At 69.5% G+C, this 24483-nt stretch carries 24 protein-coding genes; 11 read left to right on the top strand and 13 right to left on the bottom strand.

The features are described 5' to 3' along the window. Window positions 1-26: 26 nt before the first annotated feature. From truD to QLQ85_RS14410, 5 genes are read right to left on the bottom strand one after another with little or no spacing between them, the layout of a single operon-like run. On the bottom strand, window positions 27-1040 hold the full coding sequence (gene truD / locus QLQ85_RS14430) for a tRNA pseudouridine(13) synthase TruD (protein ID WP_282739664.1): 1014 nt from the start codon (window positions 1038-1040) through the stop codon (window positions 27-29). 43 nt (window positions 1041-1083) lie between these two features. Further along, the gene (gene ispF / locus QLQ85_RS14425) at window positions 1084-1575 is read right to left on the bottom strand and encodes a 2-C-methyl-D-erythritol 2,4-cyclodiphosphate synthase (RefSeq protein WP_282739644.1); all 492 of its coding nucleotides are present in this window, start codon (window positions 1573-1575) and stop codon (window positions 1084-1086) included. Window positions 1576-1582: 7 nt separating this feature from the next. Next, complete coding sequence (ispD, locus tag QLQ85_RS14420) at window positions 1583-2314, bottom strand: 2-C-methyl-D-erythritol 4-phosphate cytidylyltransferase (RefSeq protein WP_282739643.1); 732 nt, start codon at window positions 2312-2314, stop codon at window positions 1583-1585. Next, window positions 2311-2661 (bottom strand): cell division protein FtsB, encoded by a 351-nt coding sequence (ftsB, locus tag QLQ85_RS14415; protein WP_282739642.1) that lies wholly within the window; start codon window positions 2659-2661, stop codon window positions 2311-2313. Before ftsB ends, ispD begins: the two co-directional genes overlap by 4 nt. A 59-nt stretch (window positions 2662-2720) precedes the next feature. Next, a complete protein-coding gene (locus QLQ85_RS14410) occupies window positions 2721-3854 on the bottom strand; it encodes a GNAT family N-acetyltransferase (protein WP_282739641.1) in 1134 nt (377 codons plus the stop codon). 255 nt (window positions 3855-4109) lie between these two features. Between QLQ85_RS14410 and QLQ85_RS14405 the strand changes: the two genes are divergently transcribed. From QLQ85_RS14405 to QLQ85_RS14355, 11 genes are all read left to right on the top strand, one after another. Beyond that, on the top strand, window positions 4110-5504 hold the full coding sequence (locus QLQ85_RS14405; protein ID WP_282739640.1) for a coniferyl aldehyde dehydrogenase: 1395 nt from the start codon (window positions 4110-4112) through the stop codon (window positions 5502-5504). Between the two features lie 131 nt (window positions 5505-5635). Further along, window positions 5636-7522 (top strand): phosphogluconate dehydratase, encoded by a 1887-nt coding sequence (edd, locus tag QLQ85_RS14400; RefSeq protein ID WP_282739639.1) that lies wholly within the window; start codon window positions 5636-5638, stop codon window positions 7520-7522. Window positions 7523-7720: 198 nt separating this feature from the next. Next, a complete protein-coding gene (gene glk / locus QLQ85_RS14395; RefSeq protein ID WP_282739638.1) occupies window positions 7721-8689 on the top strand; it encodes a glucokinase in 969 nt (322 codons plus the stop codon). A 30-nt stretch (window positions 8690-8719) separates the two neighbouring features. Continuing rightward, entirely contained in the window at window positions 8720-9655 is a 936-nt protein-coding gene (locus tag QLQ85_RS14390) for a D-hexose-6-phosphate mutarotase (protein ID WP_282739637.1), read from the top strand. After that, window positions 9652-10527 carry an aldo/keto reductase gene (locus tag QLQ85_RS14385; protein ID WP_282739636.1) on the top strand — a complete coding sequence of 292 codons (876 nt, stop codon included), beginning with the start codon at window positions 9652-9654 and terminating at the stop codon, window positions 10525-10527. Before QLQ85_RS14390 ends, QLQ85_RS14385 begins: the two co-directional genes overlap by 4 nt. Window positions 10528-10579: 52 nt before the next feature. Beyond that, window positions 10580-11539 (top strand): carbohydrate kinase family protein, encoded by a 960-nt coding sequence (locus QLQ85_RS14380; RefSeq protein ID WP_282739635.1) that lies wholly within the window; start codon window positions 10580-10582, stop codon window positions 11537-11539. A 215-nt stretch (window positions 11540-11754) separates the two neighbouring features. After that, window positions 11755-12507 carry a FadR/GntR family transcriptional regulator gene (locus tag QLQ85_RS14375; RefSeq protein WP_282739634.1) on the top strand — a complete coding sequence of 251 codons (753 nt, stop codon included), beginning with the start codon at window positions 11755-11757 and terminating at the stop codon, window positions 12505-12507. A 15-nt stretch (window positions 12508-12522) separates the two neighbouring features. Next, entirely contained in the window at window positions 12523-13671 is a 1149-nt protein-coding gene (dgoD, locus tag QLQ85_RS14370) for a galactonate dehydratase (protein ID WP_282739633.1), read from the top strand. Window positions 13672-13694: 23 nt separating this feature from the next. Next, window positions 13695-14693, top strand: a complete 999-nt coding sequence (locus QLQ85_RS14365; RefSeq protein ID WP_282739632.1) for a 2-dehydro-3-deoxygalactonokinase — start codon at window positions 13695-13697, stop codon at window positions 14691-14693. A gap of 17 nt (window positions 14694-14710) precedes the next feature. Continuing rightward, window positions 14711-15328 (top strand): 2-dehydro-3-deoxy-6-phosphogalactonate aldolase, encoded by a 618-nt coding sequence (locus QLQ85_RS14360; protein ID WP_282739631.1) that lies wholly within the window; start codon window positions 14711-14713, stop codon window positions 15326-15328. Further along, window positions 15325-16215: an SMP-30/gluconolactonase/LRE family protein gene (locus QLQ85_RS14355; RefSeq protein ID WP_282739630.1), complete on the top strand. Its 891-nt coding sequence runs from the start codon at window positions 15325-15327 to the stop codon at window positions 16213-16215. The genes QLQ85_RS14360 and QLQ85_RS14355 overlap by 4 nt, the downstream gene beginning before the upstream one ends. A gap of 42 nt (window positions 16216-16257) precedes the next feature. Here the strand turns inward: QLQ85_RS14355 and QLQ85_RS14350 are convergent, their stop codons facing one another. The 8 genes from QLQ85_RS14350 to zwf form a co-directional block, all read right to left on the bottom strand. Continuing rightward, window positions 16258-16422 carry a hypothetical protein gene (locus QLQ85_RS14350; protein WP_282722107.1) on the bottom strand — a complete coding sequence of 55 codons (165 nt, stop codon included), beginning with the start codon at window positions 16420-16422 and terminating at the stop codon, window positions 16258-16260. Then, window positions 16419-17771 (bottom strand): amidase, encoded by a 1353-nt coding sequence (locus QLQ85_RS14345; protein ID WP_282739629.1) that lies wholly within the window; start codon window positions 17769-17771, stop codon window positions 16419-16421. The genes QLQ85_RS14350 and QLQ85_RS14345 overlap by 4 nt, the downstream gene beginning before the upstream one ends. Beyond that, window positions 17761-19182, bottom strand: coding sequence for a TRAP transporter large permease (locus tag QLQ85_RS14340; RefSeq protein ID WP_282739628.1), 1422 nt, complete (start codon window positions 19180-19182; stop codon window positions 17761-17763). Before QLQ85_RS14340 ends, QLQ85_RS14345 begins: the two co-directional genes overlap by 11 nt. Further along, complete coding sequence (locus tag QLQ85_RS14335; RefSeq protein WP_282722104.1) at window positions 19179-19790, bottom strand: TRAP transporter small permease subunit; 612 nt, start codon at window positions 19788-19790, stop codon at window positions 19179-19181. The genes QLQ85_RS14340 and QLQ85_RS14335 overlap by 4 nt, the downstream gene beginning before the upstream one ends. Window positions 19791-19945: 155 nt before the next feature. Then, window positions 19946-21097 (bottom strand): TRAP transporter substrate-binding protein, encoded by a 1152-nt coding sequence (locus QLQ85_RS14330; RefSeq protein WP_282722103.1) that lies wholly within the window; start codon window positions 21095-21097, stop codon window positions 19946-19948. A gap of 332 nt (window positions 21098-21429) precedes the next feature. Beyond that, complete coding sequence (locus QLQ85_RS14325) at window positions 21430-22104, bottom strand: bifunctional 4-hydroxy-2-oxoglutarate aldolase/2-dehydro-3-deoxy-phosphogluconate aldolase (protein ID WP_282739627.1); 675 nt, start codon at window positions 22102-22104, stop codon at window positions 21430-21432. Between the two features lie 37 nt (window positions 22105-22141). After that, a complete protein-coding gene (gene pgl, locus QLQ85_RS14320; protein ID WP_282739626.1) occupies window positions 22142-22819 on the bottom strand; it encodes a 6-phosphogluconolactonase in 678 nt (225 codons plus the stop codon). 92 nt (window positions 22820-22911) lie between these two features. Further along, on the bottom strand, window positions 22912-24408 hold the full coding sequence (zwf, locus tag QLQ85_RS14315) for a glucose-6-phosphate dehydrogenase (RefSeq protein ID WP_282739625.1): 1497 nt from the start codon (window positions 24406-24408) through the stop codon (window positions 22912-22914). Between the last annotated feature and the right edge of the window lie 75 nt (window positions 24409-24483).

Here is a 24483-nt window from a genome sequence, read left to right as displayed (position 1 = left end):
TCGTTCCTCGTTTGCCTCGTTCCCGGTCACAGACCGGGGTGCATGATCAATTCCCGCAGCACCGCGGTGGCGAAGGCGCCCCGCGGCAGCGCAAACGACAGCCATAGCTCGCCGTCTCCCCGTTCGAGGGCCGGGTCGGCCAGGCGCAGGCGCAGCGCCCGGCGGGCCAGGCGCACCCCGGCCCGCTCGAGACCACCGCACAGCGCCGGATAACGCTCGGGCAGTGCCGCCTCGAAGGCGCTGGCCTCGCCACCGGCCACCGAGCCGCCGCTGCCCCAGAGCACACCGCTGGGGTGCAGGTCGAGGCGCTCGGCCCGGGCCGACAGCTCGGCGTCGGGCGCCTCGACGGAGAACTGGCTGGCGGTACCGTCGAGCATCACCACCTCGCCGGACAGTGGCGTCGCCCAGTTGCCCGCGCGAATGCGTGCCGCCAGCAGCTCGTTGAACAGGAAACTGCGCGCCGCCGAGAGCAGCATGCCGTCGCGGTCGTCGCGCTTGCGCCAGCCGCGGGCCAGCAGGGCGCGGGCCCGCAGCAGGTTACGCCCGTCGGGGCCGAAGCGCTGGGGGCCGAAATAGTTGGCCACGCCGTGGCGGCAGAGCCGCTCCCAGCGCGCCGGGAATCCCGGGTCCTCGACCGCCGCCCCGGTGAGCCGCAGGCGAAAGCGGTTGGCACGATGCACCCCGCGCTTGAGCTTGCGCGGATGACGCCCCTGGTCGAGCACCCGGATGCCGAGGGCGGCGAGACGCTCGACCAGTGCCGTGGGCGCCTCGCGGCCGGGCAGCTGGACCGAGAACCACTGGCGGGTCACGGCGATGCGATCCTTCATCCCGGAATAACCGACCTCCCGGGGCGACGCCTCGCAGAGCCGCGCCAGTTCGCGGGCCACCATCGCCGTGGTCAGGTCACGCTTCTCGATCCACAGCCAGAGGTGCTCGCCTTCGCCCTGCGGGGCGAAGTCGAGGCACTCCTCGACCGCGAAGTCCTCGGGGCAGGCCCGGTAGTCGCCGGCGACCGGCGGGCCGCACTCGCCATCCAGCATCCGGGGCCAGGCCGGCGGCCAGTCGATGGGGTCGTGCACCGGATCAGTCACCCGCCGTCCCTCGCTGCATCAGCAGGACCACCGCTTCGGCGGCGATCCCCTCGCCGCGGCCGGTGAAGCCGAGCCGCTCGCTGGTGGTCGCCTTGACGTTGACGGCGGAGGCCTCGACACCGAGGTCCTCGGCGATGATCGCCACCATGGCGGCGATATGCGGGGCCAGCTTCGGCGCCTGGGCGATCACCGTGGCGTCCAGGTTGCCGACCCGGTAGCCGGCGGCCCCGACCAGCCCCGCCACGTGGCGCAGCAACACGCGACTGTCGGCGCCGGCCCAGGCCGGGTCGGTGTCGGGGAAATGGCGGCCGATGTCGCCCAGGGCACAGGCGCCGAGCAGGGCGTCGCAGACGGCGTGCAGCAGGACGTCGCCATCGGAGTGGGCGACGAAGCCGTGGCCGAAGGGCAGCCGGACGCCGCCGATCATCAGGTAGTCGCCCTCGCCGAAGCGATGGACGTCGAAGCCGTGGCCGATTCGCAGCATGCTGTTCTCACCCACTCGGGTCGACTCCTCGGTGATGGGACGGCGAGGCCGCCTGGGCGGCCAGCACCAGCGCGGCCAGGGCCAGGTCCTCGGGATGCGTGATCTTGAGGTTGTCGCGGCGCCCGGCCACCAGCCGCGGCGCCTGCCCCAGGGCCTCCACCGCCGAGGCCTCGTCGGTCACCACGAGGCCCTGGGCCCGTGCCTCGCGCAGGGCCCGGCACAACAGGCCGTAGCGGAATCCCTGGGGGGTCAGGGCGTGCCAGAGCCCGGCCCGGGACTCGGTGGCGCTGACCCGCCCGTGGCCGTCGCCGCGCTTCATGGTGTCGGCCACCGGCACGGCGAGCAGGCCGCCCACCGGATCATCGGCGAGCACGGCGTGGAGGCGCACCAGGTCGTCGACGGTGACACAGGGGCGGGCCACGTCGTGGACCAGCACCAAGTCGCGCTCGCCGGCGGTGCCGGCGATGGCCTCCAGGGCATTGGTCACCGAGTCGACCCGCTCGGCCCCGCCGGGCACCCGGCGCCAGTCGGCGAAGGGCACCCAGGCCGGGTCGAAGTGGCGGTCGTCGACGTCCAGGCAGAGGCAGAGCCGGGCCGCGGGAAAGGCCTGGTGCAGCCGTGCCAGGGTATGCGCCAGCACCGGCCGGCCATGCATCTCCAGGTACTGCTTGGGCCGGTCGGCGCCCATACGCCTGCCCCGCCCCGCGGCGGGCACCACCAGCCAGGGCGCCTCGCTCATCGGCGCGCCTCCGTGGCCGGCGACGCGCCCGCGACCCGACTGGCGCCGGCCTCCCGCCGGGTCGCCTCCACGGCGACGCCCGGCACCCAGAAGAACTGCTCGTCGGTGCGCACCATGCCGATATCGCTGCGCCCGCGCTCCTCGATGGCATCGAGGCCGGTCTTGAGGTCGACCACTTCGGCGGCGAGCCGGGCATTGCGGTCACGCAGCGGCTTGTTCTCCGCCTCCAGGGCGGCGACGCGCTCGCGCACCTGAGCGAGGTCGCGGACGCCCCCCTCCCCCAGCCACAGGCGATACTGCAGCAGGGCGAGCAGGACGATCAGCACGATGGCCAGCCACTTGAGCATCCGGGAATTCCGTCTCGACACGACAATGGCAGGCATTATGCCACCTTAGTCCGCCGCCCTCACGCCCGAAACGGCAATGCCTGCTCCGCCGCCCGACGATAGGCGTCGACGTGAACGCGCTCCTCGGCGCAGAAGCGCGCGATGGCCGCACGCAGCCCGGGATCGGCGATGTGGTGCAGCGAACGCAGCCGGCGCGGCGCGAAGCCCCGGGCCAGCTTGTGCTCGCCCTGGGTGCCGGGATCGAAGGTGGTCAACCCCTTGGCCAGGCAGTGCTCGATGCCCTGGTAGTAGCAGGCCTCGAAGTGCAGGCAGTCGGCCATCACCTCGCTGCCCCAGTAGCGGCCGTAGAGGGTGCGGACCCCCTGCAGGCAGAGCGCCGCCGCCACCGGCCGGCCGTCGAGGCGCGCCTGGATCAGCACCAGGGCCTCGGGCAGGGTGCGGCGCAGGCGCTCGAAGAAGTCGAGATTGAGGTAGCCATGCCGGCCCCGCTCCAGATAGGTGATCTCGTAGCAGCGGAAGAAGTGGGCCATGGCGTCAGCGTCGATCTCGTCCCCCTCCAGCCGGTGCAGGGTCAGGCCCTGCTCGGCCACCAGGCGACGCTCGCGGCGGATCGTCTTGCGCCGCTTCGAGGTCAAGGCGGCGAGAAAGCCGTCGAAGTCGCCAAAGCCGCGATCCCGCCACTGGAACTGCACGCCGTGGCGCACCAGCAGCGCGGGGCGGGCCTCCCGCCAGGCCTCCACCTCGCGCTCCTCGGCGAACAGCAGGTGCCAGCTGGAGAGCGCACTCTCCTCCCAGGCAGGTGCCAGCACCGCCCTGGCCTCGCCCGGATCGACGCCCTCGGCCAGTGCCAGCCGCGGCCCCGGTGCCGGGGTAAAGGGGATGGCGCTGAGCCCCTTGGGGTAATAGCGCCCGCCGGCGCGCTCCCAGGCCTCGGCCCAGGCCCAGTCGAAGACGTATTCACCGAAGGAGTGGTGCTTGTGGTAGTGGGGCATGAGGCCGACCAGCGCCTCGCCCCGCCACAGGGTGAGGTGGCGTGGCACCCAGCCGGTGGCCGGCCCCACCGCACCGCTGGCCTCCAGCGCATGCAGGAACTCGTGGCGCAGGAAGGGGTGGTCGTCGTCCACCAGGGCGTTCCACCGCGAGGGCGGCACCGCCTCGATGGCAGGCAACTCTTGCAGCACGAGCTTGGGCATGACGGCTCCAGAACATGTGAGTCCATAGCGAGGGGCGCCGGGGGCAAGCCGAAGAGGAGGTCCGATTCCAGGGATGGAATCGGTAGCGCCCAGGGATGGGTCTACAGCGCCTCATCGCAGGCCTGCCGACGGATCAGGCCCGAGCGATGCCACCGCTCCGGCAGCTGACAAGCGACCGGCCGAAGGCCTACATTGTGCGCAGACCTTGCCGCCCGTTCCACTACCGGTTCTTTCCACATGCCAAGGGAGATGCGCATGGCCAACGCCCGTGACCTGCCGGCACGCCTGGACGAACAGCGCCGCGCCTTCGCCGCCGAGCGCTTTCCGTCGCTGGCGACCCGGCGCGACCGTCTCGCCCGCCTGGCGACCATGACCCGCCACCACCGCGACGAGATCGCCCAGGCGATCCGCCAGGACTTCGGCCACCGCGCCGAGGCCGAGACCCGCCTCGCGGAGGTCGCCACCGTGCTGCAGGCCGTGCGCCACGCCCGTCGCCACCTCAGGCGCTGGATGCGCCCCAGGCGTGCCGCGATGCCGCTGCGGCTGTGGCCGGCCCGCGCCCGCGTCCATCGCCAGCCGCTGGGGGTGGTGGGCATCATCGCCCCCGCCAACTACCCCTGGAACCTGGCCCTGCTGCCGGCGGTGGATGCCCTGGCCGCCGGCAACCGGGTGATGATCAAGCCCAGCGAGCAGACCCCCACTACCAGCGGACTGATGGCGAGGCTCGCGGCGCGTTATTTCGCCGCCGACGAGCTCTGCGTGGTGACCGGCGAGGTCGAGATCGGCCGCGCCTTCGCCGCCCTGCCCTTCGACCACCTGCTGTTCACCGGCAGCGCCCGCGTCGGCCGCGAGGTGGCCCGGGCAGCCGCCGCCAACCTCACCCCGGTGACCCTGGAACTCGGCGGCAAGACCCCGGCCATCGTCGCCGACGACGCCGACCTGGAGCACGCCGCCCGACGCATCGCCTTCGGCAAGTGGCTCAACGCCGGCCAGACCTGCATCGCCCCGGACTATGTGCTGATCGACGAGCCGCGCCTCGGCGCCTTCGTGGAGGCCCTGAGCCGAACGGTGAAGCGATTCCACCCCCGCGGCGCCGCCGGCAACGACTACACCGCCATCCTCGGCGAGAAGCACCGCGAGCGCCTGGATGCCATGCTGGAGGAGGCACGGGATCACGGCTGCCGGGTGATCCCGCTGGGCGAGCCGGTCGAGCTGCGCGAGGGGGGCAAGCTGCCCCCGACCCTGGTGATCGACCCCCACGAAGGGCTTATGCTGATGCGTGAGGAGATCTTCGGGCCCTGGCTGCCGATCCTGGGCGTGCGCGACCTGGAGGCCGCCCTGGCCTTCGTCCAGCGCCGGCCGCATCCCCTGGCGCTGTACGCCTTCACCGACGATCCGGCGCGGCGCCGGCGCCTGCTGCGCGAGACCCACTCCGGCGGCGTGGTGTTCAACGACACCCTGTGGCACAACGCCGTGCCCGCGCTACCCTTCGGTGGCGTGGGCGATAGCGGCATGGGCGCCTACCACGGCGAGGCCGGCTTCCGGCGCTTCAGCCATGAGCGCGGCGTCTTCCAGCAGGCCAGGCGCAGCGCGGCGGGGCTGCTCGACCCGCCCTACCGGCGCTGGCTGCTGCGGCTGCTGGGTCTCTGAGCCGGAGAGTACGACGAAGATCGCAGTAATAAAACTACAAACACGACCGAACACGACGTAGAATCGGCAAAGATCCGGATCAATTTTTGGTAAGTTTACCAAATAGCCAACACTCGATTCCGAGGTGCCCCATGGCCAGCACGACCCCTGCCCTCAACGACACCGTCGCCGACATCACCCGCCGCATCCGCGAGCGCTCCAGTGAACGCCGCGCCCTCTACGAGAGCCGCATGGCGGACCAGCACCGGCGCGGCGTGCACCGGGGAGAGCTGTCCTGCGGCAACCTCGCCCACGGCTTCGCCGCCTGCGGTGCCGAGGACAAGAACTCGCTCAAGCTGATGAACGCCGCCAACCTGGGGATCATCTCGTCCTACAACGACATGCTCTCGGCCCACCAGCCGCTGGAGACCTTCCCCGAGACCATCAAGACCGCCGCCCGCGCCATGGGCTCCACCGCCCAGTTCGCCGGCGGGGTGCCGGCCATGTGCGACGGCGTGACCCAGGGCCAGCCGGGCATGGAGCTGTCGCTGTTCTCCCGCGACGTGATCGCCATGGCCACCGCCGTGGGGCTGTCGCACAACATGTTCGATGCCGTCCTCTATCTCGGCGTGTGCGACAAGATCGTCCCGGGGCTGTTCATCGCCGCGGCACGCTTCGGCCACTTGCCGGCGATGTTCGTGCCCGCCGGGCCCATGCCCAGCGGCCTGCCCAACAAGGAGAAGGCGCGCATCCGTCAGCTGTTCGCCGAGGGCAAGGCGAGCCGCGAGGACCTGCTGGAGGCCGAGTCCGCCTCCTACCACAGCCCCGGCACCTGCACCTTCTACGGCACCGCCAACTCCAACCAGCTGATGATGGAGATGATGGGCCTGCACCTGCCCGGCACCTCCTTCGTCAACCCCGGCACCGAGATGCGCGAGGCGCTGACCCGCTTCGCCACCGAGCAGGCGATCCGCAACACCGAACCCGGCGGCGACTACCGCCCCTTCTACCGGCAGATCGACGAGCGGGCCATCGTCAACGCCATCGTCGGCCTGCTCGCTTCGGGTGGCTCCACCAACCACACCCTGCACCTGGTGGCCATGGCCGCCGCGGCGGGCCTGACCATCACCTGGGAGGACTTCACCGACCTCTCCGCGGTGACCCCGAGCCTGATGCAGGTCTATCCCAACGGCCAGGCGGACATCAACCACTTCCAGGCCGCCGGTGGCATGAGCCTGCTGATCCGCGAGCTGATCGGGGCCGGCCTGATCCATACCGATATTCCCACGGTGTTCGGCACCGACATGACCGCCTACACCCAGGAACCCTTCCTCGAGGACGGCAAGCTGGTCTGGCGCGAGGGGCCCACCGCGAGTCTCGACCCGGAGGTGCTGCGCCCGGTGGCCGAGCCCTTCGCCCCCACCGGCGGGCTCACCGTGTTGAACGGCAACCTCGGCCGCGGGGTGATCAAGGTCTCGGCGGTCAAGCCCGAGCACCGCCTGGTCGAGGCGCCGATCAAGATCTTCGAGGACCAGAACGACCTCAAGGCGGCCTTCGAGGCCGGCGAACTCGACCGCGACGTGATCGCCGTGGTGCGCTTCCAGGGGCCCAAGGCCAACGGCATGCCCGAACTGCACAAGCTGACCCCCTACCTGGGCGTGCTGCAGGACCGCGGCCACAAGGTCGCGCTGGTCACCGACGGCCGCATGTCCGGCGCCTCGGGCAAGGTGCCGGCGGCGATCCACATCAGCCCCGAGGCCCTGGACGGCGGACCGCTGGCCAAGCTCAAGGATGGCGACATCGTGCGCCTGGACGCCGACAGGGGCAGCCTCGAGGTCAAGGTCGACGCCCATGAGTGGGCCGAGCGCGAGCAGCGCATCGGCGAGCTGGACCACTACCATGTGGGCCTGGGCCGCGAGCTGTTCGGCGGCTTCCGCCACCTGGCGATGCGCGGCGAGGAAGGCGCCGGGGTGTTCGGCGGCTTCGAGGCCGACGACCTGGCCCGCCAGGAGGGCCAGATCCACGAAGACGATGCCTGAGTCACTGCTAGAACAGGGCTACCGCAGTTGCACAGCGAGAAGCGCCGGGGACAGGTCGGAGAGGGGTCCTACGCCAGGGATGGCGTCGGTAGCGCCCAGGGAGGGGTTCACAGCGCCCCCTCGTAGGCCTGTCACCGGAACAGCTTCGAGCGATTGCCATCTGCAACAGCCCTGACGGCCAGAAGGGACGAATTGACGATGACAAGACCCGCACTGATCGGTGATATCGGCGGTACCAATGCGCGCCTTGCCCTGGTGACCCCGGGCGCCTTCGAGCCCCATGACATCCTGAGCCTGCCCTGCGCCGACTATCCGGGGCTGGTCGAGGCGGTCAACGACTACCTGGGCCGGGTCGGCGCCACGGGGGAGAGCGCCCCCCGCGAGGCCTGCCTGGCCTTCGCCTGCCCGGTCCGCGGCGACCGGGTGAAGATGACCAACAACCATTGGACCTTCTCGCGCCGCGAGGTGCAGCAGGCCCTCGGCCTCGAACTTTTCAAGACGATCAACGACTTCACCGCCCAAGCATTGGGCGTGCCCCACGTGGCCGACGACGAGCTGGTCGAGGTGCAGCCCGGCGAGGCGCTCCCCCACACCGCCCGGCTGGTGATCGGACCCGGTACCGGTCTCGGCGTGGCCGGCCTCTTCCCCGGCCGCCACGCCTGGATACCGCTGCCCGCCGAGGGCGGCCACGTCACCTTCGCCCCCACCGACGAACGCGAGCAGAACCTGCTGCGCCACTTCCGCAACCGCTACGGCCGGGTCAGCGTCGAGCGCATCCTCTGTGGCCAGGGGCTGCTCGACCTCTACCTGGCCCACTGCTCGCTCAAGGGGGCACCACCGCGCTACGCGACCCCCGCCGAGGTCACCGAGGGAGCCTCGGCCGGCGACCCGGTGGCCCGTGATACCCTGCTGCGGTTCCTGAAGATCCTCGGCGACGTCTGTGGCGATGCCGTCCTGACGCTCGGCGCCCGCGGCGGGGTCTACCTGTGCGGCGGCATCCTGCCGCGGCTGCTCGACTGGCTGCCCCTGAGCCGCTTCCGCGAGGCCTTCACCGACAAGGGACGCATGAGCGCCTATACGGCGGCCGTGCCCGTCCGCGTGGTGACCGCCCCCTGGACCGGCCTGCTGGGTGCCGCCGAGGCCCTGCACAACGAAGAAGTCGAGTGACCCGAGGGGTCGCCTGACCGAGGAGGTCGAATGATTCCCGCAAGCCTGCGAGCACTGCTCGACGAGACCCGCGGCCAGCGCCGCGCCGAATGGCAAGGCCGTGAGCTGTGGCTGGCCAACGAGCCCTGGGGCGAGCTGGCGGTATCGCTGCAGGGCGCCCAGGTGCTTCACTATCTACCGGCGCCCGACCCCGCACCAGCCACCGCCGAGGCCCCGGAGGGCATGGTGGCCGGCGGCTGGCTGTGGGTGACACCCACCCCCCAGGCGCTGCCCGGGGCGATCCGTGGCGGCATCCCGCTGTGCTGGCCCTGGTTCGCCGACGAGCATACCGCCGATGAGTCCCCGAATCGCAATGGCCCGATGCATGGCCCGGCGCGCAAGGCCCAGTGGCGACTCGACGCCGTGGACGAGCACGAGGGCGGCGTGGAGCTGCACCTTTCACCGCTGGAGCGCCTGCATACCCAGTTGGCTCCCCGTGCAGTGATCCAGGCCAACGGCCAGCGCCTGCACGTGGAGCTGATCACCGAGCACGTCGGCGAGACGCCGGTGAAGATGAGCGGCGCCCTGCACAGCTACCTGGCGGTGGTCGACGCCCATGCCTGCCGCGTCGAGGGGCTGGCCGGCGCCCGCTACCTGGACAAGCTGGCCGGCTTCGCCGAGCGCGAGCAGCAGGGCGAACTGGGGGTCCGCGGGGCGCTCGATCGCATCTATCACAGCAACGCCGAGCTTACGCTCGACGACGGCAGCCGCCGCCTGCGTATCGCCCGCCAGGGCAGCGACTCGGCGGTGGTCTGGCATCCGGCCGAGGCCCCTCCCGACGACACCTCGATCGAGGCGGCCCGCCGCTTCCTCTGCGTGGAGTCGGCCAACACCCGCCTCGACCCGGTATGGCTGGTGCCCGGCGCCCAGCATCTGCTGGGCACCACGCTCTCTCTCGAGGACGGCGCCCGCGAGACCGACGCATGAGCGCCGCCGCGACCTTCGAGGCGCCCTTCCTGCTGGGCATGATGCGGCTGCACGAGGAACCGGCGCTGCATGACCCGGCGCGGCTGGCCGACTGGATCGAGGCCCGCCTCGATGAGGGGCTCGACTGGTTCGACCACGCCGACATCTATGGCGACCGCCAGGGCGAGGCACTGTTCGGCGCGGCGCTCGGGCGCAGGCCCGATCTGGCCAAGCGGGTGCGCGTCGTCACCAAGGCGAGCATCGTCACCCCGGAACGCGACGCGTCTCCCCATCGGGTCAAGCACTACGACAGCTCACCGGCCTATCTGGCGCGTGCCATCGACGACTCGCTGGCACGGCTCGGCGTGGCACGGCTCGACCACTTCCTGCTCCATCGCCCCGACCCGCTGATGGACGCCGAGGCCACCGGCCGGGTGCTGGACGACGCCATCGCCGCGGGCAAGATCGGCGCCGCCGGGGTCTCCAACTTCCTGCCCGAGCAGTGGCGCCGCCTGCAGGGTGCCATGCACCGGCGGCTGGCGGCCCATCAGCTGCAGCTCTCGCTGGACCACCCCGCCCCGCTGTTCGACGGCAGCTTCGATGCCCTGGTGGCCGACGGCCTGGCACCGATGATCTGGTCGCCGCTGGGCGGCGGCCGGGTGCTCCAGGGCCCCGCGCGCCCACTGCTGCTGCGGCTGGCCGATGAGCACGGCGTGACTCCCGCCGGCCTGGCCCTGGCCTGGCTGCGCGCCCTGCCCGGCCGCCCGGTGCCGGTGGTCGGCAGCCTCAAGGCCGAGCGCCTCGCGGCCCTCAGGGCCGACGCCGAACTCGTCCTACCGCGCCCCGACTGGTATGCCCTGCTCGCGGCCGCCCGCGGCCATGACGTCGCCTGAGCGCGGCCGACCCGACACCATCGACAGCGAATCGAACAATGAGGACACCCCCATGACCCCAGTGATCGCCTTCGGCGAGGCCCTCGTCGACATGCTCTCCAGCCGCCTCGGCGACACCGCCGAGGGCCCCGAAGCCTTCACCCCCTATGCCGGCGGCGCGCCGGCCAATGTGGCCGTGGCCTGTGCGCGCCTGGGCGTGCCCAGCCGCTTCCTCGGCATGCTCGGCGAGGACCACTTCGGCGACTTCCTGGCCAGTGAGCTCACCACCCACGGCGTCGATACCGGCGGCGTGGTACGCACCCGGGAGGCGCGCACGGCGCTGGCCTTCGTCTCCCGCGACGCCCAGGGCGAGCGCACCTTCGACTTCTACCGCCCGCCGGCGGCGGACCTGCTCTACCGCCTCGAGCACCTGCCGGCCGGGGTCTTCGCCGAGCCCGCCATCGTGCACTTCTGCACCAACAGCCTGACCGAGCCGGCGATCGCCGAGACCACCCTGGCCATGGCCGAGATGGCCCGCCGCGCCGGCTGCCTGGTCAGCGTCGACGCCAACCTGCGCCACAACCTCTGGGAGAACGGCACCGCCGACATCGGCCTGGTCACCCGGCTGCTCGACGCCGCCGACCTGCTCAAGCTCTCCCATGACGAGCTCGACTACCTGCGCGCCGACCATCCGGAGGATGCCTGGCTGGCCGAACGGCTCGCCGCCGGGGTGAAGTTCGCGGTGATCACCGCGGGGCCCGGCGAGGTAGCGATGAAGGGCGTCGCCCTCGACGACCGGGTCACGCCGCCAAGCGTACAGGCAGTGGATACCACGGCCGGCGGCGACGCCTTCATCGGCGGGCTGCTGGCCGAGCTCGCCGAACACGGTATCGATGGGGGCTGGCACCAGGACACGGCCTTCCTGCATCGGGCGGTGGAGATCGCCTGCCGCTGCGGCGCCCATGCCGTAACCCGCCCCGGCGCCTATGCCGCCCTGCCGGATCGCCAAGACCTGGAACGCCTGAGACGCTGAGCCCCGACCGGGTCACGCCACCCTGCGACGGGCCGGCACTGCCGGCCCGTCGGCGTTTCGCCCCCAGCCGCCATGACGGGGCCGACAGACGAGACGGGCAAGGCCCGAGCGAAGCATCGGCGAAAAACCACGCCTGCCCGGGGGTAGCACGAACAGACTTGCCAAAATGTCAGACATTTAATAGGCTGTCGGTATTCCCTGTCAGGAATCGCGCCATGACCCTCGATGGCCTGCCCCGCCACCACGGCGGTGCCGACGACCTGGCCCGGCTGCTAGCCCGGGCGCTGCTCGCCGGCCACTGGCAACCGGGCGACGCCTTCCCCCGCGAACTGGATCTCTGCGATCACTTCGCGGTGAGCCGCAACCAGGTCCGCAACGCCCTGGCCAGCCTCACCGCCACCGGGTTGATCGAACGCACCGCCGGCCGCGGCACCCGGGTGCGCGACATCGGCGACTGGCACCTGCTCGACCCGCTGATCAGTGAATGGATGACCGGTATCGACAGCCTCGAACCACAGCTCATCCGCGAGATCTTCGCCTTTCGCTACGCCGCGGAACCGGTGGTGGCGGAACTCGCCGCCGAGGCCGCCGACAGCCAGGACCTGGCGCGGATCGAGACGGCCTGGCGGGGCATGTGCCGCACCGCCGATGACCCCGACGCGCGGCTGCCGCATGCGGAGTACGACGTCGCCTTCCATGACGCCATCTACCAGGCCAGCCACAACCTGGTGTGGCGCCAGATGGGCCATCTGCTGCGCCCCTCGATCATCGCCCTGATCAAGAGCTCCCAGGATCGTGCTCACGATCACCACGAGGGCCTGGACGACAGCCTGGCCCGGCACGGCCAGGTACTGGAGGCGATCCGACGGCGCCATTCCGGCGGTGCCGCCCGCGCCGCTCGGGCGGTGCTCCAGCGCACCGCCATCGACCTGGGCATCGTCGACGCGTCGGCCGAGTCCACACACTGATCCCGAGGAATCCCCATGAAGATCACCCGACTCAAGACCTGGCAGGTGCCGCCGCGCTGGCTGTTCCTCAAGATCGAGACCGACGAGGGCTGCTACGGCTGGGGCGAGCCGGTCATCGAGGGCCGCGCCGCCACCGTGGAGGCCGCGGTGCACGAGCTCTCCGACTACCTGGTCGGCCAGGACCCGCACCGCATCGAGCACCTGTGGAACACGATGTACCGCGCCGGTTTCTACCGCGGCGGCCCGATCCTGATGAGCGCCATCGCCGGCATCGACCAGGCGCTGTGGGACCTCAAGGGCCGTGACCTGGGGGTGCCGGTGCACCAGTTGCTGGGCGGCGCGGTGCGCGACAGGATGCGCATGTACGCCTGGACCGGCGGCGATCGCCCCAGCGACGTGGGCGCCGGCGCCCGCGCGCTGGTGGAGCAGGGTTTTACCGCCTTCAAGATGAACGGCACCCCGGAACTGCAGATCGTCGACTCCCATCGCAAGGTCGACGAGGCCGTGGCCCGGGTCGCCGAAGCCCGCGATGCCGTGGGCCCCGACGTGGGCATCGGCATCGACTTCCACGGCCGGGTGCACCGCCCCATGGCCAAGGCGCTGCTGCGCGAGCTGGAGCCCTTCCACCCGATGTTCGTCGAGGAGCCGGTGGCCCCCGAGCACCTGCCGTGCCTCAAGCAGATCGCCGGTGGACTCGGCTACCCACTGGCCACCGGCGAGCGGCTGCATACCCGCTTCGCGTTCCGCGACCTGCTGGCCGACGGCATGATCGACATCGTCCAGCCCGACCTCTCCCACTGCGGCGGCATCAGCGAGGGGCTGAAGATCGCCGCCCTGGCCTCGGCCCATGACGTGGCCCTGGCCCCCCACTGCCCGCTCGGCCCGCTGACGCTCGCCACCTCATTGCAGCTGGATGCGGTCAGCCACAACGCCTTCATCCAGGAGCAGAGCATGGGCATCCACTACAACCGGGACAACGACGTCCTCGACTACCTGGTGGACAAGTCGGCGCTGACCATCGAGGACGGCTTCTGCGCGATTCCCCAGGGCCCGGGGCTGGGAGTCGAGATCGACGAGGCCTTCGTCGAGGAGCGCGCCAGGGTGGGCCACCGCTGGCGCAACCCGGTGTGGACCCACGAGGACGGCTCCATCGCCGAGTGGTGAGGCCAGCACACCAGGAGAGAGACATGAACGCCGATCTGAACACAGCCATTGCCGCGCGGCTGGCCTGGGTCGCGGTCGACTGGGGCTCGAGCAACCTGCGCGCCTGGGCCATGACGGATGATGGCCAGGTGCTGGCGCGAAGCGCGAGCGACAAGGGCATGCTGTCGCTGACCCCGGAGGCCTATGAGACCACCCTGCGCGAGGTGATCGGCGCATGGCTACCGGCCACGGGGTCCGTGGACGTCCTGGTCTGCGGCATGGCCGGGGCTCGCCAGGGCTGGCGCGAGGCCGCCTACCTGCCAATACCGACCCGCCTGGACGACCTTGCCCGTGGCGCCGTCACCCCGCCGGTCGCCGACCCGCGCCTGCGGGTGTATCTGCTCCCGGGGCTTAGCCAGGGTCGTGAGGAGAGGGAACGCGACGACGCCGGGCGCGACTTCGACGTGATGCGTGGCGAGGAGACCCAACTGGCCGGCCTGGTGGCCGGCGAGCCGGGTTTCTCGGGGCATGTCTGCCTGCCCGGCACCCACGCCAAGTGGGCTCGCCTCGAGGACGGCGCGGTCGCGGGCTTCGAGACCTATCTTACCGGCGAGCTCTACCGGCTGCTGGCCGCACAGTCGGTCCTGCACCACTCGGTGGGTGACGACGACCTCGACGCCCCGGCCTGCCGTGAGGCCTTCGTGGCCGCCGTGCGCGAGAGCCACGACGCCCCGGAGGGCTTCACCCGGCAGCTGTTCGCCCTGCGCGCCGCCGATCTGCTCGATACCACCCTGCCCCCGGGCGAGGCACGCCGCGCCCGGCTCGCCGCGCGCCTCTCGGGGCTCGCCATCGGCCTCGAACTGGCCGGAGCCTGTCGCATGCTGCCCGCCGACGAGTCCGTCACCCTGATCGGCACCGAGGACCTCTGCCGCCGCTACGCCCTGGCCCTGGAGGCCCTGGGCATCGGCAGTCGCTACCAGGATGCCGAGACCGCGGTGCTGGCCGGACTGGGGCTGGCCCGGACGGCACTGAGGTCCACCTGAGACTGGAGAATCCCCTTATGACCCTGCCCCTGATCGGCATCCTGCGCGGCATCACCCCCGCCGAGGCGGTGGCCGTGGGCGAGGCGGTGCTCGCCGCCGGCATCACCACCCTGGAAGTCCCGCTCAACTCTCCCGAGCCACTGACGAGCATCCGGCTGCTGGCCGAGGCCCTGGGCGAGCGCGCCCGGGTCGGTGCCGGCACGGTGCTCACCAAGGCCCAGGTCCGCGACGTGCATGCCGCCGGCGGGAGGCTCGTGGTCTCGCCCAACTGCCGCCCCGCGGTGATCGCGGAGACCCGGTGCCTGGGGATGGCCTCCTGGCCCGGCGTGGTCACCCCCTCGGAGGCCTTCGACGCCCTGGACGCCGGGGCCTCGGGCCTGAAGCTGTTTCCCGCCGTACAGGTCGGCCTCGAGGGCATGCAGGCGCTGCGCGCCGTGCTGCCCGCCGGCACTCGGCTCTATGCGGTGGGCGGCATCGGGGCGGACAACTTCGCCGCCTGGCGCGCCGCCGGGGTGGATGGCGCGGGGCTCGGCAGCGCCCTGTACCAGCCGGGGCAGAGCGCCGTACAGGTGGGCGAGCAGGCCCACGCCCTGGTGGCGGCCTGGAACGCCGCGGCCGCCGGAGGGAACCCATGAAGGCCCCTGTTCAAACCTGGAAGGCCGAGCTTGTCGTCGACAGCCGCTGCGAGCTCGGCGAGGGCCCCCAGTGGCAGGCCGCCGAGGGCCGGCTCTACTGGTGCGATATCCTCGACCGGCGGCTGCACTGGCTGGAGGTGGCCTCCGGCGCGACCGGAACCCATCAGCTCGACCATCGGGTCTCGCTGGCCGCCCCGCTCGTCGAGGGCGGCCTGCTGCTGGTGGGCGAGGATCGCCTGAGTCGCTTCGATCCGCACAGCGGCACGATCGAGACCTACTGTGGCTTCGAGGCCGACAACCCGCTCACGCGGAGCAACGACGGCCGGGTCGACCGTCACGGCAGCCTGTGGCTATCGAGCATGGGCAAGGCCGCCGCCCCCGGCGCCGGCAGCCTCTACCGGCTGCACCGGGGCGAGCTGGTCAAGCTGCGCACGGGCCTGACCATCCCCAACGCCCTCTGCTTCTCGCCCGGCGGCGAGTTCGCCTGGTTCGCCGACACCCCGACCGGGATGGTGAGGCGCTGGCGGCTCGACGCCGAGGGCTGGCCGGTCGGCGAGCCCGAGCCCTGGGCCGATTTCTCGGCCCATGACGGTAACCCCGACGGTGCCGTGGTCGATGCCGAGGGCTGCCTGTGGCTGGCGCTGTGGGGCGCCGGCAAGGTGGTACGCCTCGACCACGATGGCCGCGTGGTCGGCGAGGTGTGCCTGCCGGTCAGCCAGCCCTCCTGCCCCGCCTTCGGCGGCGATGACCTGGATCGGCTCTATATCACCACCGCCCGGGAAGGCCTCCTGGCGGACCGACTTGCTCACCAGCCCCGGGCCGGCGGGCTGTTCGTGGCCGAGGTCGGCATCAGGGGACTTGCCGAACCAGCACTGCGGTTGATCTAGCGATCCGTCCCCCTGCGGCACCAATCGGAGCCAGCAGTTGGATCAGCGTTTCCCGCGGAACAACTCGCGCCAGAAGTCGAAGGCGGCCAGCAGCACGCACATCACGGTGAAGATGATCAGGTCGATATGCGGCACGAAAAGCGGCACCGTAATGAGGAAGGCGATCAGCCCGAGCAGCGCCACGATGGCCAGAACCTTGTCGGTCATTCGTCCCCCTCCCCCGATAGCGTATGCACCAGCCAACGCGCGGTTCTGAGTAGCCGGGCGTCCTGCCCGTGCCGGCCGACCAGTTGCACCCCCAGCGGCATCCCGTTCGGGCCCATCATCAGCGGCAGGCTGATGGCCGGCAGGCCGCAGAAGGTCCAGAGGCTGCAGAAGATCGCATCGCCGGTGCCCTCCAGCCCCGCCGGCGCCTCGCCCGGCGCTGCCGGCGTGACGATGGCGTCGAAGCGGTCGAAGAGGGGGCCGAGCGAGTCATGCAACACCTGGCGCATATCGCGGGCCGCCAGGTAGTCAGGCGCCCTCATCTCTCTCCCGTCGGCGATCAACTCGCGGAACGTCTCGCTGGTCTCCTGTGGCGCGCGGTCGACATAGTGACCGAGATTGCGCGCCATCTCGGCCGCCATCACGCCGCGCAACCAGCCGGCGCCGCGGGCGAAGACCTCGGGCAACTCGACCTCGTCGGCCTGCTCGCCCAGCGCCTCGCTGAGCTCGCCGAAGGCTGCCTGCGTCGCCTCGTCCGCACGCTCCCAGAAGGGCGTCTTGACGAAGGCCAGCGCCGGCGTCACCGGCGGCTCGTCCAGCGCGGTGGCGGTGAGCGGTCCCGGGCTCTCCCGTGCGTCCGCATCCTGCCCGTCCGGTCCCAGCAACAGTTCGGCCAGCGCCGCATCCTCGATCGTGCGCGCGAAGACGCCGACCTGGTCGAGGCTCGGCGCCAGGGTCAGCACGCCGGTGCGTGGAACGGCCCCGAAGGAAGGCTTGTACCCGACCACACCGCAGAACGAGGCCGGCCGGATAACCGAGCCATTGGTCTGACTGCCGAGCGCCAGCGGCACCATGCCGGCCGCCACGGCCGCCGCCGAGCCGCTCGATGAGCCACCGGGCGTCCGTTCCGGGTCGTGCGGGTTGCGCGTCTTGCCCGGATGGTAATAGGCAAACTCGGTGGTCACCGTCTTGCCGAGGATCACCGCCCCGGCGGCCCTCAACCGCCGGGTCACCGTGGCGTCCACGAATGGCCGCCTGCCGGCGTCGAGGGGGGTACCATTCCCCGTCGGCATGCCCTTGACGTCGATGATGTCCTTGAGCCCAACGGGCACCCCATGCAGGGCCCCGAGCGGAAGTCCGCGCTTGCGGCGTCGGTCGCGCTCCTCGGCCTCGGCCATCGCATTGTCGCGATCGAGGAACTCCCAGGCCTGAATCCGTTCCTCCTCCGCCGCGATGCGCTCCAGGCAAGCCGCCACCAGTTCGGCCGAGGTCAAGCCCCCCTCGGCGATGTGCTGCGCCGCCTCACGCGCGGTCAGCGCGGCAAGCTCCTGCGGGGTTCGCTTAGCGACCATAGATCATCTCCGGCAGCCAGAACACGATTCCAGGCACGTTGTAGAGCACGACCATGGCGAGTAACACCATCCCCAGGAACGGCATGCAGCCGCGGAAGATCTCGACCAATTGCACGTGTGGCGGCGCTATTCCCTTGAGGTAATAGGCCGACATCGCCATGGGTGGGGTCAGGAACGAGGTCTGCAGGTTGAGCGCCACCAGAATGCCGAAAAACAGCGGATCGACGCCGAAAAGTGACAGCAGCGGTAGAAAGATCGGTACGAAGATGATGATGATCTCCGACCACTCCAGCGGCCAGCCCAGCAGGAAGATGATGAGCTGCGCCATGATCAGGAAGGTGAGCGGCGAGATATCGAGCCCGGTGACGAATTCGGTAATCAGCGCCTCGCCGCCGAGATAGGAGAACACCGACGAGAAGGTCCACGAGCCGACGAACAGCCAGCAGACCATCGCCGTGGTCTTCATCGTCAGATAGACCGACTCGCGCAGCCGCTGCCAAGTCAGCGCCCGGTAGACCACCGCCAATGCCAGCCCGCCGAGCGCACCGGCCGAGGCGGCCTCGGTCGGCGTCGCCAGACCGAACAGTATCGATCCCAGCACCGCCATGATCAGCACCGCCAGTGGCACGAACGAGGTCAGAACCATCAGGATCAGTCGAGCAGTGGGGATATCGCCGATATCTTCCTCGCGCGGCTTCGGCGCCACCGAGGGCTGCAGCAGGGAGCGTCCAATGATGTAGACGAGGTAGAGTCCGGCAAGCAGGAAGCCGGGGAGTAGCGCCGCGGCATAGAGCCGCACGATCGAGACTCCCGAGGCCGCGGCATAGACGATCAGCATGATCGAGGGCGGGATCAGGATACCGAGCGTGCCGCCGGCGCAGATCACGCCCGAGGCGAAGCCGGTATTATAGCGCGCCTTCAGCATCGCCGGGAACGCCAGCAACCCCATCAGCGTCACCACCGCGCCTACGATGCCGGTGGCGGTGGCGAACAGCGCACAGGTGATCAGCGCCGCCACCGCCATGGAACCGGGCAGCCGCCTGGCCGCGATATAGAGCGTCGAAAACAGCCGGTCGACGATATTGGCGCGCTCGACGATGTAGCCCATGAACAGGAACAGGGGCACCGCGGTCAGCACCTCGTTCGCCATCACCGAATAGGTCTGGTTGACGAACAGGTCGAAGATCCGGTTGTTGAAGAACCCGCCGATCCAGGTCTCCCACTGCTCCCAGGTGCCGGCGCCGGCCTCGACGGCACGGTCGTAATCGCGCCACATCCGCCTTGGATCGAAGTAGGCGTAGTAGCCGAAGATGACGCCCAGCGCCATCAGGGTGAAGGCGATCGGAAAACCGAGAAAGATGATAAGGATGAAGATCCCCAGCATCATGATGGCGATCTGAGGATCGGTCATGTGTCGTCTCTCCCATGGGCGATCTTGTCCGCCTTGTCGAGCTCGCCGGCGGCGGCCTGCTTGAGCAGCTTATCCTCGAGTTCCTCGACATCCTCCTCGTGCGGCATCCACTCGCCGCTCCTGATGCAAATGATGCAGCGGCAGACCTGGGCAATGCCCTGCAGGAACAGTAGTACGCCCGCCACCACGAGCATGGTCTTGAACTGGAACACCGGCACACCGGCGGGCGAGTTGACACTCACCTCCAGGTAGCGCCAGGAGCGCTCGGCGTACTTCGCGCCGGCAATCACCAGTGCGGTGATCCCGGGGAAGTAGAAGATGAAATAGAGCACCAGATCGACGATGGCCTGTGTGCGTGGCTTCCATAGGCGATAGAGAAAATCACCGCGCACGTGGCCATTGCGTGCCAGTGTGTAGGCACCGCCCACCATGAACAGCGTACCGTAGAGGATATAGGACATATCGAAAGCCCAGGCGGTCGGGGCGTTGAAGATGTAACGCGCCAGAACCTCGTAACCCATGCCGAACGCCATCAACAGGATCAACCAGGCAAACGCCCGGCCGAACCACCCCGTGAGGCGATCGATGAACCTGATAACGTTGACCATCGCTCGAAAACACCTACTAGATAGCCGACACGGCAGCTACGCGGCCGCCGTGCCGGGGGATTGTGAAAGCCGTTGCGCGCCTCATGGCCGGAATCGCCCGCCTGCCTCCGCTTCCCCGGCATCAGAGCCGGCGAGGCGGGAGCAGGCAGACGCCCTCAGAGGTTCAGCTTGCCCGGGAAATAGTGCTCGTAGGCAAGCGCCAGGTCGGGCTTGTTCATCAGTTCGTAGAAGACGACACGCTCGACCCACTCCTTCTGGCTTTCCATGCAGCGCTTCATGAAGTCGTCCTCCTCCAACTCGGGGATCAGCTTGTCCCAGGCCTGGAGCTGGGCATCGAGGATCTCCGACGAGGTACGGTGTACGGTGACGCCGTGCTCCTCCTGCAGCGCCTGCAGATCCTTCGAGTAGTTATCGAGCGCCGTTGCCGTGTTCGAGGTCGATGCCGCCTCGACCCCGTACCGCAGGATCGCCTGCAGGTCCTCGTCGAGATCGTCGAAGAAGTCCTTGTTGAACAGGAACTCGAACGACTCGCTCGCCTGGTGGTAAGAGGAAAGGAAGTAGTTCTTGGCCACGTCCTGTGCCCCGAAGCGCATGTCGGAGGACGGGTTGTTGAACTCGAAGGCATCGATGACGCCGCGCTCCATCGCCGGCACGATCTCGCCGCCCGGCAACTGCGAGATGCTCATGCCCATCTGCTGCAGGAGATCGGCCGCGAGCCCGACGGTACGGTACTTGAGCCCCCGGATGTCCTCGACCGACGTCACCGGCTCCTTGAACCAGCCGAACGGCTGGGCCGGCATCGGGAAGCCGTAGAAGCCGTAGACGTCGAGCCCGAGGATGTCCTGAGTCAGCTCGCGATAGAGCTCCTTGCCACCCCCCTGATGAAACCAGCCCAGCATGGTGTTGGCGTCACCGCCCCACACCGGGCCGGTGCCGAACAGCGACGCGGCCTTGTGCTTGCCATACCAGTAGACGGGGACGGTGTGGGCGGCGTCGATGATGCCGTCATTGACGGCGTCGAGCACCTGGAAGGCACCGACCACGGCGCCCGCGGGCAGCAGGTCGATCCGTAGCCGGCCGCCGGACATCTGCTGGACGCGCTCGACATACTCGCGAGCGAAGTCCATCCAGATATCACCCGAGGGCCATGAGGTCTGCATCTTGATGACGATTGGCTGCTGCGCCAGCACCGCCGGTGCGCCCAGGGTGCTGGCCGCCACCCCGCCGGTAGCTAGCAATCCGCCCTTGAGGAACTGGCGGCGCGAGGTCGGCTTCGTGTCTATGCTGGCGGTTGTTGCATTTTTCATTATCGTGTTCTCCCATCGCACGCAACGTCGTTATGTTCGCGGTCCGATCGCCGCGAGGCCGGCAGGCCACTTATCGTCCCTGCAATGCCTCGAAGTATAGTCAAGAGCATCGTAATAAAAAGTTCCCTCAACCTCCCTCCGAGTCAACCCCGCATCTCCCCGGCCGTGTCATTACTGGGCGGAGCCCTCGGGCCAGGTTGGTTACGGTTGCCCGGGCCGCGTTTCCCGGCAAGGTGCGATGAACCAAAAAAACCCCGGCCAGAAGACCGGGGGGAAAGGACAGCGACCTGCTGTCGAGAGAGCACAGGAAAAATCGGGGCGTGCGATCGGGCTCAGTGGTGGAAGCGGTTGGCCGCCTCGCGAGCGAGCTGACGGATGCCGTTCCAGTCCTCGGCGTCCACCAGCGACTTGGGTGTCAACCAGGAGCCACCCACGCACATCACGCTCTTCAGCGCCAGGTAGTCCTCGGCGTTGTCCAGGGTGATGCCGCCGGTGGGGCAGAAACGCGCCTCGGGGATCGGGCCGGCGAAGGCCTTGAGCGCCTTGACGCCACCGCTGGCCTCGGCGGGGAAGAACTTGAAGCGCCGGTAGCCGTACTGCCAGCCCGTCATCAGCTCGGAGATGGTGGCCACACCGGGCAGCATCGGGACCGGACTACTGACGCCGTAGCGGTAGAGCGCTTCGGTGGCGCCGGGCGTGACGATGAAGTCGGCCCCGGCCTGTTCGGCCTGGCGGTACTGGGCCGGGGTCAGCACGGTACCGGCACCGATACTGGCCTGGGGCAGTGCCTCACGCATCCGGCGGATCGCCTCCAGAGCACAGTCGGTGCGCAGCGTCACCTCGAGTACCGGCAGACCACCCTCCACCAGGGCCGAAGCCAGCGGCACGGCGTCCTCGATACGCTCGATGGTCAGCACCGGGATCACCTCGGCCTTGAGGCAGATGCTGTCGAGTTCGGTGGTGCGGGTGGACGGCAGCTGTTTGTCGATGCTTTTATCGATAGTCATGGGGTCGTTGCTCCAGAAAAGCGCGGCTCCAGAGGAGTCAGGGGGCCCAGTAGATCGCCAGCGGGCAGGCCAGGAAGGCGCGGATCGGCAGTTCGCGAGTGTCGTCGCCGGAGAGCGCCCAGGCGAGCACGGCGCGCTTGTCCTCGCCGGTGATGTGCAGCACATGCCGGCGCGCCTGATGCAGACGGTCGGCGCTCAGGGTGATGCGGGCCTGGGGCTGGCTCGGCGTGCGTACCGCCACCAGCGGTTCGGCGGTGGCCAGTGCCAGGTCGAGCTCGCGGCTGTCGGGGAACAGCGAGGCGGTGTGGCCATCGCCGCCCATCCCGAGGATCACCACGCTGGCCGGCCAGGCGAGCCCCTCGAGGCGTCCGGCCACGTCACCCACGCCCTGCTCCGGGGTCGCGTCGGCGGTGGTCAGGGACACGAAGTGGGCTCGGGAGGCCGGCCCCTGCAGCAGGTGCTCGCGGACCAGTCGGGCGTTGCTGTCGGCGGAAGACTCGGGCACCCAGCGTTCGTCGGCCAGGGTCACGTCGATGCGCGGCCAGGGCAGTTCCAGGGCCGCCAGCGCCCGGAAGAAGGGCACCGGCGTGGAGCCCCCGGAGACCACCAGCAGGGCGCGCTCCTGCGTCGCCAGGTCGGCGCGCAGCGCCTCGGCCACCGCCTCGGCGAGCTGGGCGGCGAGCCGCTCGCGGGGGGAATCGGTCGTCGCATTCATCTCAGCAGTCCTCGTACCAGCTGCGGCCATTCTGGGTGATCGTGGCGGTCTTGAGAGAGTCGCCACCGGTCCCAGGGGCCGGCCGCTGCTCCTTAGTAGTCTTCATACCAGCTGCGGCCATCCTGGGTGATCATGGCGATGGAGGCCACCGGCCCCCAGGAACCGGCCGGGTAGCGGCGCGGCGCCTCGTCACGGTCCTCCCAGGCGGCGATCAGGCTATCGCACCAGCGCCAGGCGTGCTCGACCTCGTCGCGACGCACGAAGAGGTACTGCTGGCCCTTCATCACCTCGAGCAGCAGCCGCTCGTAGGCATCGGGGATCCGCGACTTGGGGAAGGCGCTGTTGAAGTCCAGGTGCAGCGGGCCGCGGCGCAGGCGCATGCCCTTGTCCAGTCCGCTGTCCTTGGTCAGCACCTCGAGGGCGATGCCCTCTTCGGGCTGCAGGCGGATCACCAGCTTGTTGGCCGCCAGGCCGCGCTGATCCGGATCGAAGATGTAATGCGGCTGCTGGCGGAAATGGATGACGATCTGCGAAAGCTTCTCCGGCATACGCTTGCCGGTACGCAGGTAGAAGGGCACGCCGGCCCAGCGCCAGTTCGCGACACCGGTCTTCATCGCCACGAAGGACTCGGTGTGACTCTCGGTGTTGGCGCCCTCTTCCTCGAGATAGCCCGGCACGCTCTTGCCGTTGATGGTGCCGGCCACGTACTGGCCGCGCACCACGTCGCGACCGAGCATGTCGTCGCTGAAGGGCCTGAGCGCCTTGAGCACCTTGACCTTCTCGTCGCGGATGGCGTCGGCGTCGAGGTTGGCGGGCGGGTCCATGGCGATCAGGCAGACCAGTTGCAGCAGGTGGTTCTGCACCATGTCGCGCAGCTGGCCGGCCTGGTCGAAGTAGCCCCAGCGGCCCTCGATGCCGACCTGCTCGGCCACGGTGATCTCCACGTGGGAGATGTGATTCTGGTTCCACTGGGTGCCGAACAGTGGGTTGGCGAATCGCATCGCGATCAGGTTCTGGACGGTCTCCTTCCCCAGATAGTGATCGATGCGGTAGGTGCGCGATTCGGGGAAGACGGCACCGATGGCGTCGTTGATCTCGTTGGAGGAGTCGAGATCGAAGCCGATGGGTTTCTCCACTACCACCCGGCTCGCCTCGTCGAGGCTGCCACTGGCCTCGAGATGGCGGCAGATGTCGCCATAGAGGCTCGCCCCCACCGCCAGGTAGACCACCATCGGTCGCTCGAGCCCCTCCTGGCGCCAGTCCCTGATCGCCGCATAGCCCTCCACGCTGGTGAAATCGAGCTGGCGGTAGTCGAGCCTCGCCAGGAAGCGCTTCAGCGCCGTGCGGTCCTGCTCCTCGGCCTTGACGTGGGTCTTCAGTGCCGCTTCCACCTTGGCCTTGAAGCCATCGATATCGAGCTCCTGGCGCGCCAGGCCGAGCAGGCGAGTGTGCTTGTCGAGCAGCCCTTCGCGGTCGAGCTGGTAGAGCGCCGGGAACAGCTTGCGCTGCGACAGGTCGCCGAGCGCTCCGAACAGCGCCAGGTCGATGTCCGCCCTGCCCCCCTGGCCGGATCGGGTGTGATGGCTCATGACAGCCCCCATCTGGTTAACTTAACAAAAAAATAGCCTGCCAATGGGTCAAAAGGCAACTTTTTTCTGTAAACT

This window comes from Halomonas kalidii (assembly GCF_030010475.1).
Lineage (GTDB): Bacteria > Pseudomonadota > Gammaproteobacteria > Pseudomonadales > Halomonadaceae > Halomonas > Halomonas heilongjiangensis.
The sequence above is the reverse complement of the archived record's forward strand: the minus strand, read 5'-3'. Positions and strand labels throughout refer to the sequence as shown.

Bases quoted from the DNA above. Each gene is read 5' to 3' on its own strand.
- truD (WP_282739664.1), bottom strand. From the start codon at position 1,040: ATGCTGGATGGCGAGTGCGGCCCGCCGGTCGCCGGCGACTACCGGGCC.
- ispF (WP_282739644.1), bottom strand. From the start codon at position 1,575: ATGCTGCGAATCGGCCACGGCTTCGACGTCCATCGCTTCGGCGAGGGC.
- ispD (WP_282739643.1), bottom strand. From the start codon at position 2,314: ATGAGCGAGGCGCCCTGGCTGGTGGTGCCCGCCGCGGGGCGGGGCAGG.
- ftsB (WP_282739642.1), bottom strand. From the start codon at position 2,661: ATGCTCAAGTGGCTGGCCATCGTGCTGATCGTCCTGCTCGCCCTGCTG.
- QLQ85_RS14410 (WP_282739641.1), bottom strand. From the start codon at position 3,854: ATGCCCAAGCTCGTGCTGCAAGAGTTGCCTGCCATCGAGGCGGTGCCG.
- QLQ85_RS14405 (WP_282739640.1), top strand. From the start codon at position 4,110: ATGGCCAACGCCCGTGACCTGCCGGCACGCCTGGACGAACAGCGCCGC.
- edd (WP_282739639.1), top strand. From the start codon at position 5,636: ATGGCCAGCACGACCCCTGCCCTCAACGACACCGTCGCCGACATCACC.
- glk (WP_282739638.1), top strand. From the start codon at position 7,721: ATGACAAGACCCGCACTGATCGGTGATATCGGCGGTACCAATGCGCGC.
- QLQ85_RS14390 (WP_282739637.1), top strand. From the start codon at position 8,720: ATGATTCCCGCAAGCCTGCGAGCACTGCTCGACGAGACCCGCGGCCAG.
- QLQ85_RS14385 (WP_282739636.1), top strand. From the start codon at position 9,652: ATGAGCGCCGCCGCGACCTTCGAGGCGCCCTTCCTGCTGGGCATGATG.
- QLQ85_RS14380 (WP_282739635.1), top strand. From the start codon at position 10,580: ATGACCCCAGTGATCGCCTTCGGCGAGGCCCTCGTCGACATGCTCTCC.
- QLQ85_RS14375 (WP_282739634.1), top strand. From the start codon at position 11,755: ATGACCCTCGATGGCCTGCCCCGCCACCACGGCGGTGCCGACGACCTG.
- dgoD (WP_282739633.1), top strand. From the start codon at position 12,523: ATGAAGATCACCCGACTCAAGACCTGGCAGGTGCCGCCGCGCTGGCTG.
- QLQ85_RS14365 (WP_282739632.1), top strand. From the start codon at position 13,695: ATGAACGCCGATCTGAACACAGCCATTGCCGCGCGGCTGGCCTGGGTC.
- QLQ85_RS14360 (WP_282739631.1), top strand. From the start codon at position 14,711: ATGACCCTGCCCCTGATCGGCATCCTGCGCGGCATCACCCCCGCCGAG.
- QLQ85_RS14355 (WP_282739630.1), top strand. From the start codon at position 15,325: ATGAAGGCCCCTGTTCAAACCTGGAAGGCCGAGCTTGTCGTCGACAGC.
- QLQ85_RS14350 (WP_282722107.1), bottom strand. From the start codon at position 16,422: ATGACCGACAAGGTTCTGGCCATCGTGGCGCTGCTCGGGCTGATCGCC.
- QLQ85_RS14345 (WP_282739629.1), bottom strand. From the start codon at position 17,771: ATGGTCGCTAAGCGAACCCCGCAGGAGCTTGCCGCGCTGACCGCGCGT.
- QLQ85_RS14340 (WP_282739628.1), bottom strand. From the start codon at position 19,182: ATGACCGATCCTCAGATCGCCATCATGATGCTGGGGATCTTCATCCTT.
- QLQ85_RS14335 (WP_282722104.1), bottom strand. From the start codon at position 19,790: ATGGTCAACGTTATCAGGTTCATCGATCGCCTCACGGGGTGGTTCGGC.
- QLQ85_RS14330 (WP_282722103.1), bottom strand. From the start codon at position 21,097: ATGAAAAATGCAACAACCGCCAGCATAGACACGAAGCCGACCTCGCGC.
- QLQ85_RS14325 (WP_282739627.1), bottom strand. From the start codon at position 22,104: ATGACTATCGATAAAAGCATCGACAAACAGCTGCCGTCCACCCGCACC.
- pgl (WP_282739626.1), bottom strand. From the start codon at position 22,819: ATGAATGCGACGACCGATTCCCCCCGCGAGCGGCTCGCCGCCCAGCTC.
- zwf (WP_282739625.1), bottom strand. From the start codon at position 24,408: ATGAGCCATCACACCCGATCCGGCCAGGGGGGCAGGGCGGACATCGAC.